The sequence below is a fragment of the Alishewanella aestuarii B11 genome (genome assembly GCF_000280055.1).
Classification (GTDB): domain Bacteria; phylum Pseudomonadota; class Gammaproteobacteria; order Enterobacterales; family Alteromonadaceae; genus Alishewanella; species Alishewanella aestuarii.
On the sequence record NZ_ALAB01000001.1, the window covers coordinates 65,216 to 81,910 of the forward strand.

15 protein-coding genes are annotated in these 16,695 nt (G+C 45.5%); all 15 read left to right on the forward strand.

The features are described 5' to 3' along the window. Positions 1-81 precede the first annotated feature (81 nt). The 15 genes from AEST_RS00300 (at position 82) to AEST_RS00370 (ending at position 16,689) form a co-directional block, all read left to right on the forward strand. Complete coding sequence (locus AEST_RS00300; protein ID WP_008950598.1) at positions 82-456, forward strand: ATP synthase subunit I; 375 nt, start codon at positions 82-84, stop codon at positions 454-456. 14 nt (positions 457-470) lie between these two features. Continuing rightward, positions 471-1,313: a F0F1 ATP synthase subunit A gene (gene atpB, locus AEST_RS00305; RefSeq protein ID WP_008606213.1), complete on the forward strand. Its 843-nt coding sequence runs from the start codon at positions 471-473 to the stop codon at positions 1,311-1,313. Positions 1,314-1,356: 43 nt separating this feature from the next. After that, entirely contained in the window at positions 1,357-1,599 is a 243-nt protein-coding gene (gene atpE / locus AEST_RS00310; RefSeq protein WP_008606215.1) for a F0F1 ATP synthase subunit C, read from the forward strand. Between the two features lie 39 nt (positions 1,600-1,638). After that, positions 1,639-2,109: a F0F1 ATP synthase subunit B gene (atpF, locus tag AEST_RS00315; RefSeq protein WP_008606216.1), complete on the forward strand. Its 471-nt coding sequence runs from the start codon at positions 1,639-1,641 to the stop codon at positions 2,107-2,109. Positions 2,110-2,121: 12 nt separating this feature from the next. Continuing rightward, on the forward strand, positions 2,122-2,655 hold the full coding sequence (gene atpH, locus AEST_RS00320) for a F0F1 ATP synthase subunit delta (RefSeq protein WP_008606217.1): 534 nt from the start codon (positions 2,122-2,124) through the stop codon (positions 2,653-2,655). A gap of 14 nt (positions 2,656-2,669) precedes the next feature. Beyond that, positions 2,670-4,211 (forward strand): F0F1 ATP synthase subunit alpha, encoded by a 1,542-nt coding sequence (gene atpA, locus AEST_RS00325; protein ID WP_008606218.1) that lies wholly within the window; start codon positions 2,670-2,672, stop codon positions 4,209-4,211. Positions 4,212-4,264: 53 nt separating this feature from the next. Beyond that, positions 4,265-5,128: a F0F1 ATP synthase subunit gamma gene (gene atpG, locus AEST_RS00330; RefSeq protein WP_008606219.1), complete on the forward strand. Its 864-nt coding sequence runs from the start codon at positions 4,265-4,267 to the stop codon at positions 5,126-5,128. Positions 5,129-5,160: 32 nt separating this feature from the next. Next, the gene (atpD, locus tag AEST_RS00335) at positions 5,161-6,546 is read left to right on the forward strand and encodes a F0F1 ATP synthase subunit beta (protein WP_008606220.1); all 1,386 of its coding nucleotides are present in this window, start codon (positions 5,161-5,163) and stop codon (positions 6,544-6,546) included. A gap of 22 nt (positions 6,547-6,568) precedes the next feature. Continuing rightward, a complete protein-coding gene (locus tag AEST_RS00340; RefSeq protein WP_008606222.1) occupies positions 6,569-6,985 on the forward strand; it encodes a F0F1 ATP synthase subunit epsilon in 417 nt (138 codons plus the stop codon). A gap of 149 nt (positions 6,986-7,134) precedes the next feature. Then, positions 7,135-9,078, forward strand: a complete 1,944-nt coding sequence (locus AEST_RS00345; protein WP_008606223.1) for an alpha/beta hydrolase family protein — start codon at positions 7,135-7,137, stop codon at positions 9,076-9,078. Between the two features lie 116 nt (positions 9,079-9,194). After that, positions 9,195-10,559, forward strand: a complete 1,365-nt coding sequence (glmU, locus tag AEST_RS00350) for a bifunctional UDP-N-acetylglucosamine diphosphorylase/glucosamine-1-phosphate N-acetyltransferase GlmU (RefSeq protein WP_008606224.1) — start codon at positions 9,195-9,197, stop codon at positions 10,557-10,559. A 211-nt stretch (positions 10,560-10,770) separates the two neighbouring features. Then, positions 10,771-10,959 carry a hypothetical protein gene (locus AEST_RS00355; RefSeq protein ID WP_008606225.1) on the forward strand — a complete coding sequence of 63 codons (189 nt, stop codon included), beginning with the start codon at positions 10,771-10,773 and terminating at the stop codon, positions 10,957-10,959. An 84-nt stretch (positions 10,960-11,043) separates the two neighbouring features. Then, positions 11,044-12,069: a radical SAM protein gene (locus tag AEST_RS00360; protein WP_008606226.1), complete on the forward strand. Its 1,026-nt coding sequence runs from the start codon at positions 11,044-11,046 to the stop codon at positions 12,067-12,069. Between the two features lie 82 nt (positions 12,070-12,151). Beyond that, entirely contained in the window at positions 12,152-14,458 is a 2,307-nt protein-coding gene (locus AEST_RS00365; RefSeq protein ID WP_202948003.1) for a S9 family peptidase, read from the forward strand. A 62-nt stretch (positions 14,459-14,520) separates the two neighbouring features. Continuing rightward, a complete protein-coding gene (locus AEST_RS00370; protein WP_008606228.1) occupies positions 14,521-16,689 on the forward strand; it encodes a winged helix-turn-helix domain-containing protein in 2,169 nt (722 codons plus the stop codon). Positions 16,690-16,695 lie beyond the last annotated feature (6 nt).

Consider the following 16,695-nt stretch of genomic DNA (forward strand, 5'->3'; position numbering starts at 1 on the left):
GTTGCAAAACAAGGCCAGTTCAGTATACTTGCCGCAGTTTTTTGCCCTGATTAAATGGCAAATTGTGAAACTGGAGTTGTAATGCAACCAGAACCGCAACAAGTTAGACTTGCTGCTTACAAGCTAGTCCTTTTTCAATTTGTTGTAGCGGCTTTTGCGGCTCTGCTTTTTGCGTTATACAGTGATGCTCTCGCTGCTTTATCTGCCTTGAAAGGTGGTATTATTGCAGCAGTAACAAATTTAGTTTTTGCGTTGATTGCCTTTAGCAAATTTGCACTGAGCAACGCACAACAAGCGAAAATGGCTCTGGTAAAAGGGCATTCGTTTAAACTTATTTTAACCATTGTCTTGTTTGTCATTGTATTAAAACAAGAGGTTGCAGCCAGTGCTTTTATCATTGGCTTTAGCTTAGCAACCGTGGCGCAATGGTCCGCAGCAGTTTTTTTTAAACATTAAAGTTAGGATGAAAAATGGCTGATAGCAACATTTCCGTCCAAGGGTATATTAATCACCACCTTAGTGATTTAACTATCGGTGAAGGCTTTTGGGCCGTCAACGTTGGTTCACTTGGATGGTCAATTATCCTAGGTACGATATTTATTATTTCATTCGCTTGGGTGGGCCGTCGGGCTACTGCAGGTGTACCTGGTAAATTCCAATGTTTTGTAGAGATGATCGTTGAGTTCGTCAGCAAAAACGTTAAGGAAACCTTTCATGTAAAAGACAAGTTAATAGCACCTATAGCATTAACTATCTTCATGTGGATATTCTTAATGAACCTGATGAAACTAGTACCAGTGGATTGGTTTCCAGTTGTCGCGGGTTTCTTCGGTGTGATGTTTTACACTCCGGGTTTACCTGAATATGCTGCTGATTACAGCTTTTTAGAGCAAATTATGGCACATAAGTGGAGCTACATGAAAATTGCTCCTACGACAGACGTGAATATCACCTTAGGTTTAGCTCTAGGCGTATTTATTCTAATTCTTGGTTACTCAATCTATTACAAAGGTTTAGGTGGTTTTGCCAAAGAATTATCATTTACACCATTTAATCACTGGTCGTTAATTCCTTTTAACCTAGTATTAGAGTTAGTAACCTTATTGGCTAAGCCCATTTCCTTAGGTTTACGTTTATTCGGAAACCTATATGCTGGCGAAGTTATTTTCTTACTTATCGCTTTAGTAGGCTTAGCACAATTACCGTTACACTTTGTATGGGCTGTGTTCCATATCTTAGTAATTGTTTTACAAGCCTTTATCTTTATGATGCTCACGATAGTTTACTTGAGCATGGCAGCAGAAAAGCATTAATAATTTTTGTTTTAACCTTTAACATTAAACTTGGAGATACAACATGACAATTGAAATCGCAACCTTGTTCGCTGTAGCCATTATCCTGTCTACTGCTGCCATCGGTACTGCAATTGGTTTCGCCTTAATGGGTGGCCGTTTTCTGGAAGCTTCTGCTCGTCAACCAGAAATGGCTCCACAGTTACAAACTAAAATGTTCATCCTTGCAGGTCTGATCGATGCGATCTCTATGATCGGCGTTGGTGTTGCCTTATTACTGTTATTCGCAAACCCGTTCGTAGGTTAATTTGAGTCCCCAATAACGTAATTTTTAAGGAGGCTCGTTGTGGATATTAACGCAACCCTATTAGGTCAGTCGATTGCAATGGCCGTATTTGTGTGGTTTACACTGAAATTTGTGTGGCCACCAATCAATGCAGCGATTGAAGAGCGCCAGAAAAAAATAGCAGATGGTTTAGCCGCGACTGATCGTGCAGAAAAAGATCTGCACTTAGCGCAAGATAAAGCTAAAGAATATCTGCGTGAGGCAAAAGAACAGGCTTCAGCCATTATCGAACAAGCGCGTAAGCGTGAAAGCAAGATGATTGATGAAGCGGTTGCCAAAGCCAGTGCTGAGCGTGAGCAAATTCTTGAACAAGCTCGTGCTGAAGTTGAAGCGGACCGTAGCCGTTTACGCGAAGAATTGCGTAAACAAGTTGCCTCTCTGGCGGTAGCAGGTGCTGAACGCATTCTGCAACGCGAAATTGATGACGCTGCTCACAGCGACATTTTGGAAAAATTGGTTCAGGAATTGTAATAGGAGCGGGCTATGTCTGATATGACGAATATTGCTCGTCCTTATGCAAAGGCGGCTTTTGAGTATGCTGTTGAACAGAATACTCTAGCCGCTTGGCAACAGATGTTAGCCTTTGCAGCAGAAGTTGCAAGCGACGCTAATATGGTTGCCTTCTTGCGTAGCAACACTACCGCAACTGCTCAAGCTGAGCTTATGAAGGAAATTTGTGGTGAGTACTTAGACAGTGCTGCCCATAATTTAATTCATGTAATGGCTGAAAATCAGAGATTGCTCGCTTTACCAGCAGTGTTTGCTAGATTCACTGAACTTAAAAGTGAATATGAGCGTGAAGCAGTTGTAGAAGTCACGTCTGGCACTGAATTGAATGCAGCGCAACAAGAAAAACTTGTTGCGGCGTTGTCTAAACGTCTTGATCGTAAAGTTAAATTACTTTGCAGTGTAGATGCTTCAGTCGTGAGCGGTATGATAATTAAAGCGGGTGACATGGTTATTGATGGTACGGTCCGAGGTAAATTGGATCGTCTTGTTACCGCGCTACAGTCCTAATTGGGGAATAGAGTATGCAACTGAATTCCACTGAAATATCCGAACTGATCAAACAACGTATTGCTCAGTTTGATGTGGTCAGCGAAGCTCGTAATGAAGGTACTATCGTTCAGGTAACTGACGGTATTATCCGTATCAATGGTCTTGCTGATTGTATGCAAGGCGAAATGATTGAGCTTCCTGGCAGCCGTTATGCAATCGCACTGAACTTAGAGCGTAACTCAGTGGGTGCGGTAGTAATGGGTCCGTATGCGGATCTGACGGAAGGCACTAAAGTTAAAAGTACTGGCCGTATCCTTGAAGTACCTGTAGGCCCAGGCCTGTTAGGTCGTGTAGTTAACACCTTGGGTGCACCTATTGATGGTAAAGGTCCGATAGAAGCAGCAGGTTATGAACCTGTTGAAAAAATTGCCCCAGGTGTAATCGACCGTCAATCGGTAGATCAGCCAATGCAAACCGGTTACAAATCTGTTGATGCAATGATTCCAATCGGCCGTGGCCAACGTGAATTATTAATCGGTGACCGTCAGACCGGTAAAACGGCGCTGGCTATCGATGCCATCATCAACCAAAAAGGTACTGGCGTTAAGTGCGTATACGTAGCGGTTGGCCAAAAGGCTTCAACTATCGCTAACGTGGTACGTAAGCTGGAAGAACACGGCGCTCTGGCTCACACTATCGTAGTTGTGGCCTCGGCTTCAGAAGCTGCTGCATTACAGTTCTTAGCCCCGTACTCTGGTTGTACTATGGGTGAATACTTCCGTGACAACGGTGAAGATGCACTGATCGTATACGATGATTTGTCTAAGCAAGCTGTTGCTTACCGCCAGATCTCGTTATTGTTACGTCGTCCACCAGGCCGTGAAGCTTATCCAGGTGACGTATTCTATTTACACTCTCGCTTACTGGAGCGTGCATCTCGTGTTAATGCTGACTATGTTGAGCGTTACACCAAAGGTGCGGTAACAGGTAAAACCGGTTCATTAACGGCCTTACCAATTATCGAAACGCAAGCGGGTGACGTTTCAGCATTCGTACCAACCAACGTAATTTCGATTACTGATGGTCAGATCTTCTTAGAAACTGACTTATTTAACGCCGGTATCCGTCCTGCGGTAAATGCTGGTATTTCGGTATCGCGGGTTGGTGGTGCAGCACAAACGAAAATCATCAAAAAGCTGGGTGGTGGTATCCGTTTAGCTTTAGCACAGTACTCAGAATTAGCCGCGTTCGCGCAGTTTGCTTCTGACTTAGACGATGCGACCCGCGCTCAGTTAGAGCACGGTCAAAAAGTTACTGAGCTGATGAAGCAGTTACAATACAGCCCAATGTCAGTAGCCGAGATGGGTATCTCTATTTTTGCTATTGAAAAAGGTTTTATGAAAGATGTAGACGTAGCCAAAATCCAAGATTTTGAAGCCGGCTTAATTTCTTACATGAAAGCTGAACATGCTGAGCTGATGGCTGAGATCGACAAAACCGGTAATTACAACGATCAAATCGAGTCTACGTTTAAAGCCGCCATTGAAAAATTCAAGGCAACGCAGACCTGGTAAGCAATGTGGGTGGCTTAGCCACCCCATTCGTTGAATAAATCGGAGATACAGTCATGGCCGGTGGTAAAGAGATAAAAAGTAAGATTGGGAGTATTAATAATACTCGCAAGATCACCAGTGCTATGGAAAAAGTTGCGGTTAGTAAGATGCGCAAAGCGCAAGACCGCGTGGCTGCAACTCGCCCATACGCTGAAGGTATGCGCAAAGTGATCGGTAATGTTGCTAATGGTAACCTGGAATACCGCCATCCCTATTTAGTGGAGCGTGAGGTAAAACGGGTTGGCTATATTGTCATCTCTACCGACCGTGGTCTTTGCGGTGGCCTGAATACCAATGAATTTAAGAAAGTTGCTACAGATCTAAAACGTTGGAATGACCAAGGCGTAACAACTGAGTTTGCTGTAATCGGCAATAAAGCTACCGCTTTCTTTAAGCGTTATGGTGGTAAAGTTGTCGCAGCCCAAGCTGGTTCAGGTGATGTGCCTAGACTGGCTGACGTAATTGGTTCGGTTAAAGTGATGCTTAACGCCTTTGATGAAGGCCGTATTGATCGCTTATTTTTAGTGTATAACAAGTTTGTTAACACTATGAAACAAGAACCAGTGATCGAGCAATTGTTACCTTTACCTAAAACAGACCTCGCGAAGCGTAAGCATAACTGGGACTACATATATGAACCCGATCCACAACCTATCTTAGATATGTTGATGAATCGCTATATGGAATCTCAAGTTTTCCAAGGTGTTGTCGAAAATTTAGCGAGCGAACAAGCAGCCCGTATGGTTGCAATGAAAGCCGCCACCGATAACGCAGGAAACCTGATGGATGAACTGAAGTTGGTTTACAACAAAGCGCGTCAGGCTGCTATTACCCAAGAACTGAGCGAAATTGTCGCGGGTGCCGCAGCGGTAGGCTAAGGTTTTAAGTTTTGCAAAATTGAGGAAACATCATGAGTCAAGGTAAGGTCGTCCAAATCATTGGCGCCGTTGTGGATATCGATTTTCCACAAGATGCGGTACCTGGTATCTATGACGCGTTAAACGTTACCGACGGCGATCTGGCTGGTTTAGTGCTGGAAGTACAGCAGCAGCTGGGTGGCGGTACAGTACGTGCTATCGCAATGGGCACTACAGACGGGTTACGTCGTGGTACCTTAGTTGGAAATTCTGGTAAAGCCATTCAGGTTCCTGTTGGTAAAGCGACCTTAGGTCGTATTATGGACGTTTTAGGTAACCCGATTGACGAAGCTGGTCCTATCGGTGAAGAAGAGCGTTGGTCAATCCACCGCGCTGCCCCTTCATACGAAGATCAAGCAGCTTCAAATGCACTGTTAGAAACAGGTATTAAAGTTATCGACTTAGTTTGCCCCTTCGCGAAAGGCGGTAAAGTAGGTCTGTTCGGTGGTGCCGGTGTAGGTAAAACCGTAAACATGATGGAACTGATCCGGAACATCGCGATCGAGCACAGCGGTTACTCTGTATTCGCCGGTGTTGGTGAGCGTACTCGTGAAGGTAACGACTTCTATCACGAAATGAAAGACTCTAACGTACTCGATAAAGTATCGTTAGTTTACGGTCAGATGAACGAGCCACCAGGTAACCGTTTACGCGTAGCGTTAACTGGCTTAACTATGGCAGAAAAATTCCGTGATGAAGGCCGTGACGTTCTGTTCTTCGTAGATAACATTTACCGTTATACCCTAGCAGGTACTGAAGTATCAGCACTATTAGGTCGTATGCCATCAGCAGTAGGTTATCAGCCAACGCTAGCCGAAGAGATGGGTGTACTGCAAGAGCGTATCACCTCAACTAAGACCGGTTCTATCACGTCAATCCAGGCCGTTTACGTACCTGCGGATGACTTAACTGACCCGTCACCGGCAACGACGTTCTCGCACTTAGATGCGACCGTTGTATTAAGCCGTAACATTGCGTCACTGGGTATTTACCCGGCGATCGACCCACTGGACTCTACCTCTCGTCAGTTAGACCCACTGGTTATCGGTAAAGAGCACTATGAAGTGGCGCGTGGCGTACAAACAGTACTGCAGCGTTACAAAGAGCTGAAAGATATTATCGCCATTCTGGGTATGGATGAACTGTCTGATGAAGACCGTACTACTGTATACCGGGCGCGTAAAATTCAGCGCTTCCTGTCACAGCCATTCTTCGTTGCTGAAGTATTCACTGGCTCACCAGGTAAGTACGTGCCGCTGAAAGAAACTATCCGTGGCTTTAAAGGCATCCTGGCCGGTGAATATGACCATATGCCAGAGCAGGCTTTCTACATGGTTGGTTCAATCGACGAAGCGATCGAAAAAGCGAAGAAACTGTAAGTTCAGGCTTTAGGAGAGCGAGATGGCGATGACAGTGCAACTGGATGTAGTAAGTGCCGAAGAAAAAATCTTCTCCGGCCTTGTCGAATCCGTGCAGGTCACAGGCAGTGAGGGCGAGTTGGGTGTGTTACCCTTTCACGCCCCTTTACTGACCACCCTGAAACCTGGCATGGTCCGTATCGTGAAGCAGTTTGGCGAAGAGCATCTGATTTATGTTGCTGGTGGTGTATTAGAAGTACAACCCGACAACATTACAGTGCTGGCCGATGTAGCGGTACGTGGCGAAGACTTAGATGAGCAGGCTGCTTTAGACGCACAAAAACGTGCTGAAGAAGCCATGCAGCATGCCAGCGCTGACTTTAATTACGCTGAGGCTGCGGCACAACTGGCGGAAGCCATTGCCCAGCTGCGCGTTATTCAGAAAATGCGGAAGAAATAAGTCTTGCGAGTTTAAAAAACCACCTGCGGGTGGTTTTTTTATATCAAAAAATTCTTTGTAACGGCCCTGTTACAACTTGTACCAAGCAGTAAACCTCCTTATAGTAAAACGGCTACGCATTCGATAATAACAACACAGGAAAACTCACCATGCGCCTGCTAATAGCGGCACTGTTTATGCTATGCCAGTTTGGTGTAGCGGCTCAAACCCTGACCCTGGAAGATTACGCCAGACAGGCTCAGTTTCTGGAGATAAAGATCTCGCCAACCGGTAAATATCTGGCTGCAACCACGCGCAGCGATGAAGGCAATATTTACCTGCAGGTTATTGATATTAAAACTAATAAAATCCTTAGTGTTCGTCACTTTACCGGAAAGGATTCGATTGGCGCCATTAACTGGGCTAATGCTGAACGGATTTTGATTAATCTGGTACGGGACATCGGCTCGCTGGAAACCCCTGTGCCAACCGGTGAAATTTTTGCGGTTAATGCTGATGGCTCTAATCCGCGGATGTTAACCGGTTATCGGGCGGATAACGATAAAGATCCGGCGGTCGTTATTAACTATCTGCCGGCGGAAGATAACTTTGTGCTGATCGTCAGCGCTACGCCAAATAGGGTGGGCTCTTTTAGCTTAATTAAGCGGCTAAATATCGATAACGGACGTACCCGGCAGATTGCGCGGGCGCCGATGCGTTCGTCGGATATGATCACTGATGGCAACGGTGTAGCACGTATTGCGGTTGGTGTTGATCAGAATAACGACAATGAAATGGTGATGATGTATCGCAAAGACGAGCGTAGCGAGTGGCAAACCTTACGTCGCTATGGTCAACGTGATGGCAGTTTTATACCGCTACGTTTTATGGCTGATAATGTCCGCATCCTGGGTTTAAGTGACACTCAGACTGATACTCAGGCAATCAGCATTTTCAATCCTGAAACGGGTCAGGAAGAAATCATTGCTCACCATCCTAAAGTCGATGTTGCGCCAATTTATAGTGTCCGAAATGGCCTGGTTAATGAAGTCATAGGTGCTGCCTATGATTATGATATTTATGATGAAGTATTTTTTGCCGATGTACAAAGTCAGGAGTTCAGTGCGCATTTGCAAGGATTGCGTGCAGTCTTTCCCGGCCGTCGCATAGGCATAACGTCAGGCACCCGTGACAATAGTCTGGCAATACTTTCGGTGCGCTCTGCCAACCACCCAGTGGAATTTTATATCTATGATCTGAAAAATAAGCAATTAAGTTATTTGCTCAATGCCAGCCCCTGGCTTAAAGCTGAGCAGCTGGCGCAAACCCAGGCGATTTTTTATAAGAGTCGTGACGGCCTGGATATTCACGCCATCCTAACCTTACCCAACAACAAAGAAGCTAAAAATCTACCGCTGATTATGTTACCGCATGGTGGCCCGCATGGTCCTCGCGACTACCTGGATTACGACAGTGATGCTAAGGTTTTAGCGCAACACGGTTATGCTGTTTTACAGCCTAACTTCCGTGGTTCGGGTGGTTTTGGCCGCAGCTTTTTACAGGCCGGCTATCTGAATTGGGGCACGACAATGATCGATGATATGACGGATGGCGTGTTACATCTGGTCAAAGAGGGTATCGTCGACCAAAGTCGGGTATGTGCCTATGGTGGCTCTTACGGTGGCTATGCAGCGTTAATGAGTGCGGTGCGGGAGCCGGACTTATATAAATGTACTGTCGGTTTTGTTGGGGTCTTTGATTTGAATCTGATGTACACCGATGGTGATATTCCACAACGCAAAAGCGGGATTAACTATCTGGAAATGGCGATTGGTCGTGATAAAGAGCGGCTTGATGCCCAGTCACCGATCAAGCACTTAGACAAGCTTAAAGCACCGGTATTTATTATCCATGGTAAGGAAGATCAGCGGGTGCCTATTATTCATGCCGAGCGTTTACGGGCCGAGCTGGAAAAGCGCAATCACCCGTTTGAGTGGTTGGTTAAAGAAAAAGAAGGCCATGGCTTTTACAAGCCGGAAAATAACGTCGAACGCTGGCAAAAGATGTTAGCCTTCTTCGATAAGTATATTGGTGACGGCCGCGCCGCCGATTAACCAAGGATCGCTGCTATGCAAAGGGAGCCGGCAGGCTCCCTTTTTTCTAAGGGTTGGCTTACATCGCAGCCTATCCTTGTTAAAATACCGGCATCTTACACAACAGGATCGTTATTATGGGTTTAAATGTCGTCATTTTAGCCGCCGGTAAAGGCACACGGATGAAATCGGACTTACCTAAGGTATTGCACAAGGTGGCCGAGCGGCCGATGGTGCAGCATGTGATTGATACTGCCCGCGCACTGGGCGCCGACAAGCCACAACTGGTTTATGGATATGGTGCCGAGGCATTAAAAACCGCTATGGGCGAGCAGCCACTGCATTGGGTGCTACAGGCCGAGCAGCTGGGTACCGGCCATGCAGTGGCGCAAGCCATCCCGAATATCGCTGACGAAGATACCGTATTAGTGCTGTATGGTGATGTGCCGTTAACCCGGCTGGAAACACTGCAGCAACTTCTAGCTGTTAAGCCAGCCAATGGTTTAGCTATTCTCACTGTTAACTTACCTAACCCGACCGGCTATGGCCGTATTGTGCGCGAAAACGGCAAGGTAGTAGGTATTGTCGAGCAAAAAGATGCTTCGCCAGAGCAACTGAAAATTCAGGAAGTAAACAGCGGCATTATGGCGCTGCCGGGTAAACAGCTAAAAGGCTGGCTGAGCCGGTTATCGAATAGTAATGCTCAGGGCGAATATTATCTGACCGATGTAATTGCGATGGCTCACGCCGAAGGCGTGGACATTGCCACTGCCCAACCGCAAAACCCGATGGAAGTCGAGGGCGCCAATAATCGGGTGCAGTTAGCCGCCTTAGAGCGTGCCTATCAGCAGCGAAAAGCCGAAGAGTTAATGTTAGCTGGCGCTAACCTGCGCGATCCGGCGCGCATTGATGTGCGTGGTACGGTTGAAGTGGGCAATGACGTGATGATCGATATCAACGTTATTTTTGAAGGCAAAGTGTTGCTGGGGAAAGGCGTGACCATTGGTGCCAACTGTATTCTGAAAGACTGCACTATTGGCGATAACACCGAAGTTAAACCCAACTCGATGATTGAACAAGCCACTGTCGGCAGCGATTGCTCGGTTGGCCCTTATGCCCGGCTGCGGCCTGATTCAGTAATGCAGGATGACAGCCATGTCGGTAATTTTGTCGAGATGAAGAAAACCACCCTGGGTAAAGGCTCTAAAGCTAACCACTTAACTTACTTGGGTGATGCGGTAATTGGTAGCAAGGTTAATGTTGGTGCCGGTACCATTACCTGTAACTATGATGGCGCGAATAAATTTGTTACCACCATTAAAGACGGTGCCTTTATTGGTTCGAACAGTTCGTTAGTAGCACCCGTGACAGTTGGTGTGAATGCCACTGTCGGTGCCGGCTCAGTACTTACCCGCGATGCCGCAGACGGCGAGCTTGTGGTTGCTCGTGCTAAGCAGCGGCATATTGCAGACTGGCAACGGCCGGTGAAGTTAACGAAATAGTCCTTTCAACATCGAATGTCAGGTGCATCGCACTTGGCATTCACCGTTTCAAAATGAAATGTTTCATAAAACGATCATCTCTTTTACCTTCTTTCCTTTAAAGTTATAGCTCCCTGTATTATCTGACAGGTTTTAATTTCTATCTCTTCGGTTAATCTTTAATTGCATCTTATGGCTGCAATTCTAAATTAACTTACATTTGAGGTGATATATGAGAGAAGATAAAAAAATATCTTTAGATGAATATGGTGACATTAAAATTAATGACGAAGTTCTGAATGAGATTGCTGGCGGTGTCAACCCTGAAGATTTAGATGATGATGAGGCTAGCAATAGGGGATGTGTCGAAGTAAATAAAGGGTGTGTCATTATAAAAAAAGAAGCTTCAGAAGTTCAATAGCTCACTTTGTATATTGTGGACTGAATTTTATCAGGCCTATATTTTTGTTTGGCCTGATAACTTTTGTTGTTGCGGAGGTTTTGTGTGGAATTGATCAGTGGCTTTGATAGGAAAAAACTAGCTTCTTCATTAAGAAATGATAGATTTCATTTGATATTGTTTCCAACAGAAGAGTGTAATTTCCGATGTGTGTATTGTTATGAAGACTTTGAAATTGGTAACATGCCTCAGTGGTTAGTTGATGCTGTTAAAATTTTATTGTCCAGTAAGGTTAAAAATCTCAAAAGTCTAAACTTGTCTTGGTTTGGTGGTGAGCCTCTGGTTGCTAAGAAAATATTATTTGATATAGCAGAATATGCTTATGATTTATGTGAGAAGTATAGTTGTAAATTGCAGGGAGATTTGACTACTAACGGCTCTTTGTTGGATATAAAAACCTTAACAAGGTTAGTGGCACTTCGACAAAATAAATTCCAAATTTCTATTGATGGTGATGAAGAAGCGCATAATAAGACACGCATTACAAAGAACCAGCGAGGAAGCTTTGAAAAAATATGGCAGCGATTAATTGACGCATCAAAAACTGAACTCGATTTTATTATTACGCTGCGAGTTCATGTAACAGATCTGAATCAAGATGGAGTTGAACGTTTTCTTAAGTTGTATGATAAACATCTTGCCGCAGATACAAGGTTTTCATTGTTTTTTAAAGCGATCGAGAACCTTGGCGGAAATCAGGATAGGGTTCAAAAACTTATTGCTAAAAAAAGCTCGAAAAATTTTGTTGCCGAATTAAATGCTCGTTATTATGGTAGTGATAGTGAGCAGTCAAACTATATTTGCTACGCATCCAAGCCTAACTCCCTTGCGATACGAGCTGATGGGAATCTTAATAAATGCACTGTTGCATTGAAAGATGACATCAATCAGATAGGACGTATCAATGAAGATGGTACTTTAACGATTCAACATCAAAAAATAGGTAGCTGGATAAGTGGCTTTGACACACTGGATAAATGGCGCTTAGGTTGCCCATTAAGTTATTTCAATGCGCATCCTGAAAAAAAGAACGTGACAGTCGGGGATATCAATGTCATTCAGGTGGCGTAGCTGGTTGTGCTTTGCCTGCCTGCAAACTTTTTTTGCTTTTAGCCTGGCTAGAGCAGAGGTAGCATCCTATCAAACTGATAGCTTGGCTCAGTTTGATTATCACCGATTGATGACGGATGTTGGCCCAAGCTGGATGCGGTTATCGCCGGATCAGCAATGGGTAATGATGGCATCGGGTGCTGCATACCCATCCATTTACAGCGAAAGCAACGAAGGGCGGATCGAGCTGCTGGGTCGTGAGTTTTACGTTGATCGCCCCTTAGAGTCCGGCAGTTTTGTAACAGACAAGGTAAAACTGATCCATATCAGCACCGGGCAAAGCAAAGAGCTGAGGATACCTGAGCGGAATATCCGCGATGCGCGTTGGTCGCCAGACTCCAAAAATGTTGCTTTTGTTGGCGTTGCTGCGAATGCTTTGGATATCTGGCACTTTCAACTGTCTCAACAACAGCCTGAGCTCTGGTCGGATATAGCCGTATCCGGTCAATTAGAGGCACCATCAATTGTTTGGTTGCCTGATAGTCAAAACGTCATTCTGCGGCACAGCAGAATGCAACCTGTTGATACCTTAACGCCAGCAGCTACCCTGCAAATTGCGGATACTCAGTCGGTTCAGACGCGAGTGTATCGTAATACCCTTGATACCGATTTTAACCGGCAAAAGTTTTCTGCTTTACTGCGACAGCAAGCTGTTTTGCTTAGCAAAAACGGCGAAGTACGATCCTTGACAGCAGAGCTGTTGCTTGAGTCGATCAGTATTTCACCGGACGGTCGCTATTTACTGGTGCAACATATTTCCGATGAAGTGCAACCAGGGATCCGTTTTAATCGTCTGGCGCGGGAGTATCAAGTTGTTGACATCGCAACGGGAAACATTAGTGCAGTGTTACCCAAGCTGCAGACAGATCTGGTGCGCGCCAGGGAGCCGGATGCCGCCGCCGAGGGGGCGCGCCTAGTGCAGTGGCGGCCTGATCAACCAGCTACTTTAATTTGGGCCGAAGGCATAGAGCTGCGCGGGCATGCTGTTGATGCAAGCTATCGAGACGCTGTGTTTACCTTAGCGGCACCCTTTACTGCATCGCCAGAAGAGTTGTTTAAAACCAGCTGGCGCTTGCATCAATTGCATCTTACAGAGGGTGGACGCCTACTTTACAGTGATTTTCATTCTGGCCTCAAGCAGCTTAGATATTGGGATCTGCTATTAGGTGCCGCAGACAAACCTCAACGCTTATTGCTGCACTATGATTATACCAATAGTGCTGAATTTCCCGGTGAACTTGTCAGCCAGTTGTTACCAGATGGAAGAACGCAGTTGGTAACTAATAAGGCGCAAGCAATTTATTTTCAGGCCGATGGCCAAAACCGTTGGGGAGATGGAGCTTATCTGGTGAGGCTGGATGCTGAGTCAATGGAGCAGCAGATTGTTTTTGCAAGCAGTGACCAACAGCAACGCAGAGCACCGCTTTACCTTAGAATGCAAGATGATAAAGAATGGCTTCTACTAACTAAGGAGTCTGCACAGCGGGCACCTTCACTCTGGTTAAGCCATGGCAGTGCAGCAGAGCAACTGATTTATGACTGGCACTCTGATGCGCTTATAGCAACGCCTGAACCTCTGTTATTGGAGTTTCAGCGTGCTGACGGTGTGCAGTTATACAGCCAGCTATTTTTGCCAGAAAAGGCGGTCGATCAATTATTACCCGCGGTAATTTGGCTCTACCCCCGTGAATACCACACCCATCAGCAACAGCCAAAACCATCCCGGCAATCACTTTTTCAGCCTGTAGATCCCATGGGGCCCTTAGTTGCACTGTTGGATGGTTATGCTGTTGTTGATGCCAGTCAGGCTCCGATCATTCGGCAAGATGGGCAAGAGCCGAATGATACCTTTAGGCAGCAACAGCAACTAAATATAGATGCCTTGATAGCAGCTTTAGAGAGTACGGGCCGTATTGATAGGAACCGTTTGGTGTTGATGGGGCACTCCTATGGTGCCTTCAGCGCAGTCAGTCTGCTAACTGAGCGTAGCGATTTTCGTTGCGCCATAGCCCGCAGTGGTGCTTATAATCGCTCATTAACTCCCCTAGGATTTCAGGGTGAAAAAAGAACCTTGTGGCAGGCTCCCGATTTGTACCAGCAGCTGTCACCCTTTTTCCATGCAGATAAAGTAACAACCCCTGTATTGCTGATCCACGGTTCGGCCGACGAAAACCCAGGTACTGCGGCATTGCAATCTGAGATGATGTTTCAAGCCCTGCAAGCACAGCAAGTGCAAGCGAAGCTATTATTGCTTAATAAAGAGCGGCACGCTTACCGCTATCGTGAAACCATTGAACAGATGCTTATTGCTCAATCGGCTTGGTTAAGACAATGCGCCCAGCTTGATTGAAAAGCAGGCACTAATATCAAATCCAGATAATTCACTTGCCCTGTAAGTTTTAGCAGGTAATAATGCTGTTAAATGTATGTGTTTATTTGGATTTTATGTCTAAGGTTATCCTTGGTGAGTTTATTTTCGATAGCAGCAGTAATTTGCTGTATTCGGGCGAAACAGAGTTGGAAGCTGAGCCTAAGGTTCTGGAGCTCTTAGCGTTCCTGCTGATTCACCAGGACCGTTATGTCAGCCTACAAGAATTACACGAGCATGTTTGGGCTGGGCGTGTGGTAAGCGATACGGCAGTCCGGGGTACCATTAAAAAGCTGCGAAACCTGCTTGGCGATAGCAGTATTGATGAACCTAAATACATCAAATCACTATCAAAGCGCGGTTACAAACTGGTTTGTTATATTGCTGATGTTGTCAGTACGGCACCGACGGAATCTGCCACACCTACAGGAGTTGAAGTCGAGCTTGATCTGTTACAAGCGTCAGGTGGTTATGCTGACGTACTTCAACAGTCAGCTAGTATCCCTATCCGCTCAGGTAGAGTGCCCTCTCTGGCATTTCTGCTTTTGGTTGGTGCGGCTCTCCTGTGGTTTATATTGCAGGGGCAGCAAGATACCCCATTATTTGACGAGCCGCCGTTATCAAGTCAGCTTATCCCAACCATCGCTGGAGAAAAACGTGGTTTGGCAGTGTCCCCAGATGGCGCCTACTTGGCATTTATTGGTCGGCCAAATCAGAGTGAGCCGTGGCAAGTTTACCTGATGGATCGCCAAAACCGCGATATTCGCCTTTTATCAATAACTACCCAACAGCCTAGCTTCCTAGTATTTGAGGATAACCATTCACTGCTGCTTGTTGATCTGGTAGTAGGAAACTCCTCTATCTACCGTTTGCAGTTGGATAATAATATGCAGCTTGTGGGTGAAGACATGGTGATAGATTTTCCCCTTATATCCCACTTGGGTTTAGGGAGGGAGAAAGGCGACTGGTTAATTAATGCCACTGATGATATATACAGCACTCTGAAGCTATATCGTTGGGATGCTGGCGCTGAACAGCTACAGCTGTTGCGGGCTCGAAGTAGTGTTACCGAGCATATTTATCGGTCAACTTATTCACCCTCAGGTCGCAGGTTGGCTAGCGCTGTACTTATCAATGGTGTGGAATTTCGGCTGGAGGTGCAGGATCTTCAATCAAAACAGATTTTGTACTCAGAACAAACCACTAACTCTATTAACCGCTTGGAATGGCAGGATGATGAGTCGCTTATTTTTCTTGATGATACGCAGGGGTTAGTTTTAGTTGAACTGACATCGAATAGGCAGCGGGTTATCATGGAACATGCTGAGGAAAAAATCGAAGATTTTACACTTGCTGGATCAGGGCAAAAGTTACTCATACTACGAAACCAATCCTTGTCAGAGCCCGTGTTTTACGAGTTAGCGCTTGAGTCTGAGTTTTCTACGGAGAGGATTGTCAACGTGCCCCATGCTTTGCGGATGCTCCATTATGCCGGTATCAATCAGGGCTATTTTGGTGTTATACGACAGCAAGACCAGCGGATGTTGGTTAACTATGCTCCATTAAACAGCAATAAAGAAGTTCTTTTTGTAACAGATAAACATATAGAGATTTTAGAGCATCATCCCGCACAGAATGCATTGCTGTTGCAAGCAGGGCAGCAACTCATAGTGCTGGATCTGAATATGAGCGGGGTTGATCTAGTATCGACTTCACAAAGCTTTCTTGATAGCCATGCCGCTTTTTCGCTGGATGGCTCTCATGTCTATTACGGCCAGTTAATTGCCGGGGAATGGGAGCTGTACCAGTTTGATCGCGCTAGTCAGCGCAGTCACCTGCTTGTTAAAGGGTATCGCTCAATACGTGAAACGCCAAAGGGATTTATTGCTGCGACCGGCAAGGGAGACTTGTATCTGCTGGATCAGGAGTTGCGTCAGCTAAAATCCCTTGGTCACAGTATTAACACCGAATTTATCAGCCGCTGGTATGTTAAGCAGCAAAAACTGATTTGGAGTGATTTCGATTTAGTCTCCACATGGTTAAATCAACTGGATTTGGACAATGGAGAGTTTCAGCAACGCCGTTTTACTTATGAAAAAATGCGGCCTCGTTTTGCCATCAACCAAAATGGTAGTCATGTGCTGGGTTATAGTTTAAGATCTCGTAATTCTAATCTCTATCACGTTGATTTTCCAAGCCTTTCTAAAAAGTAATAATTT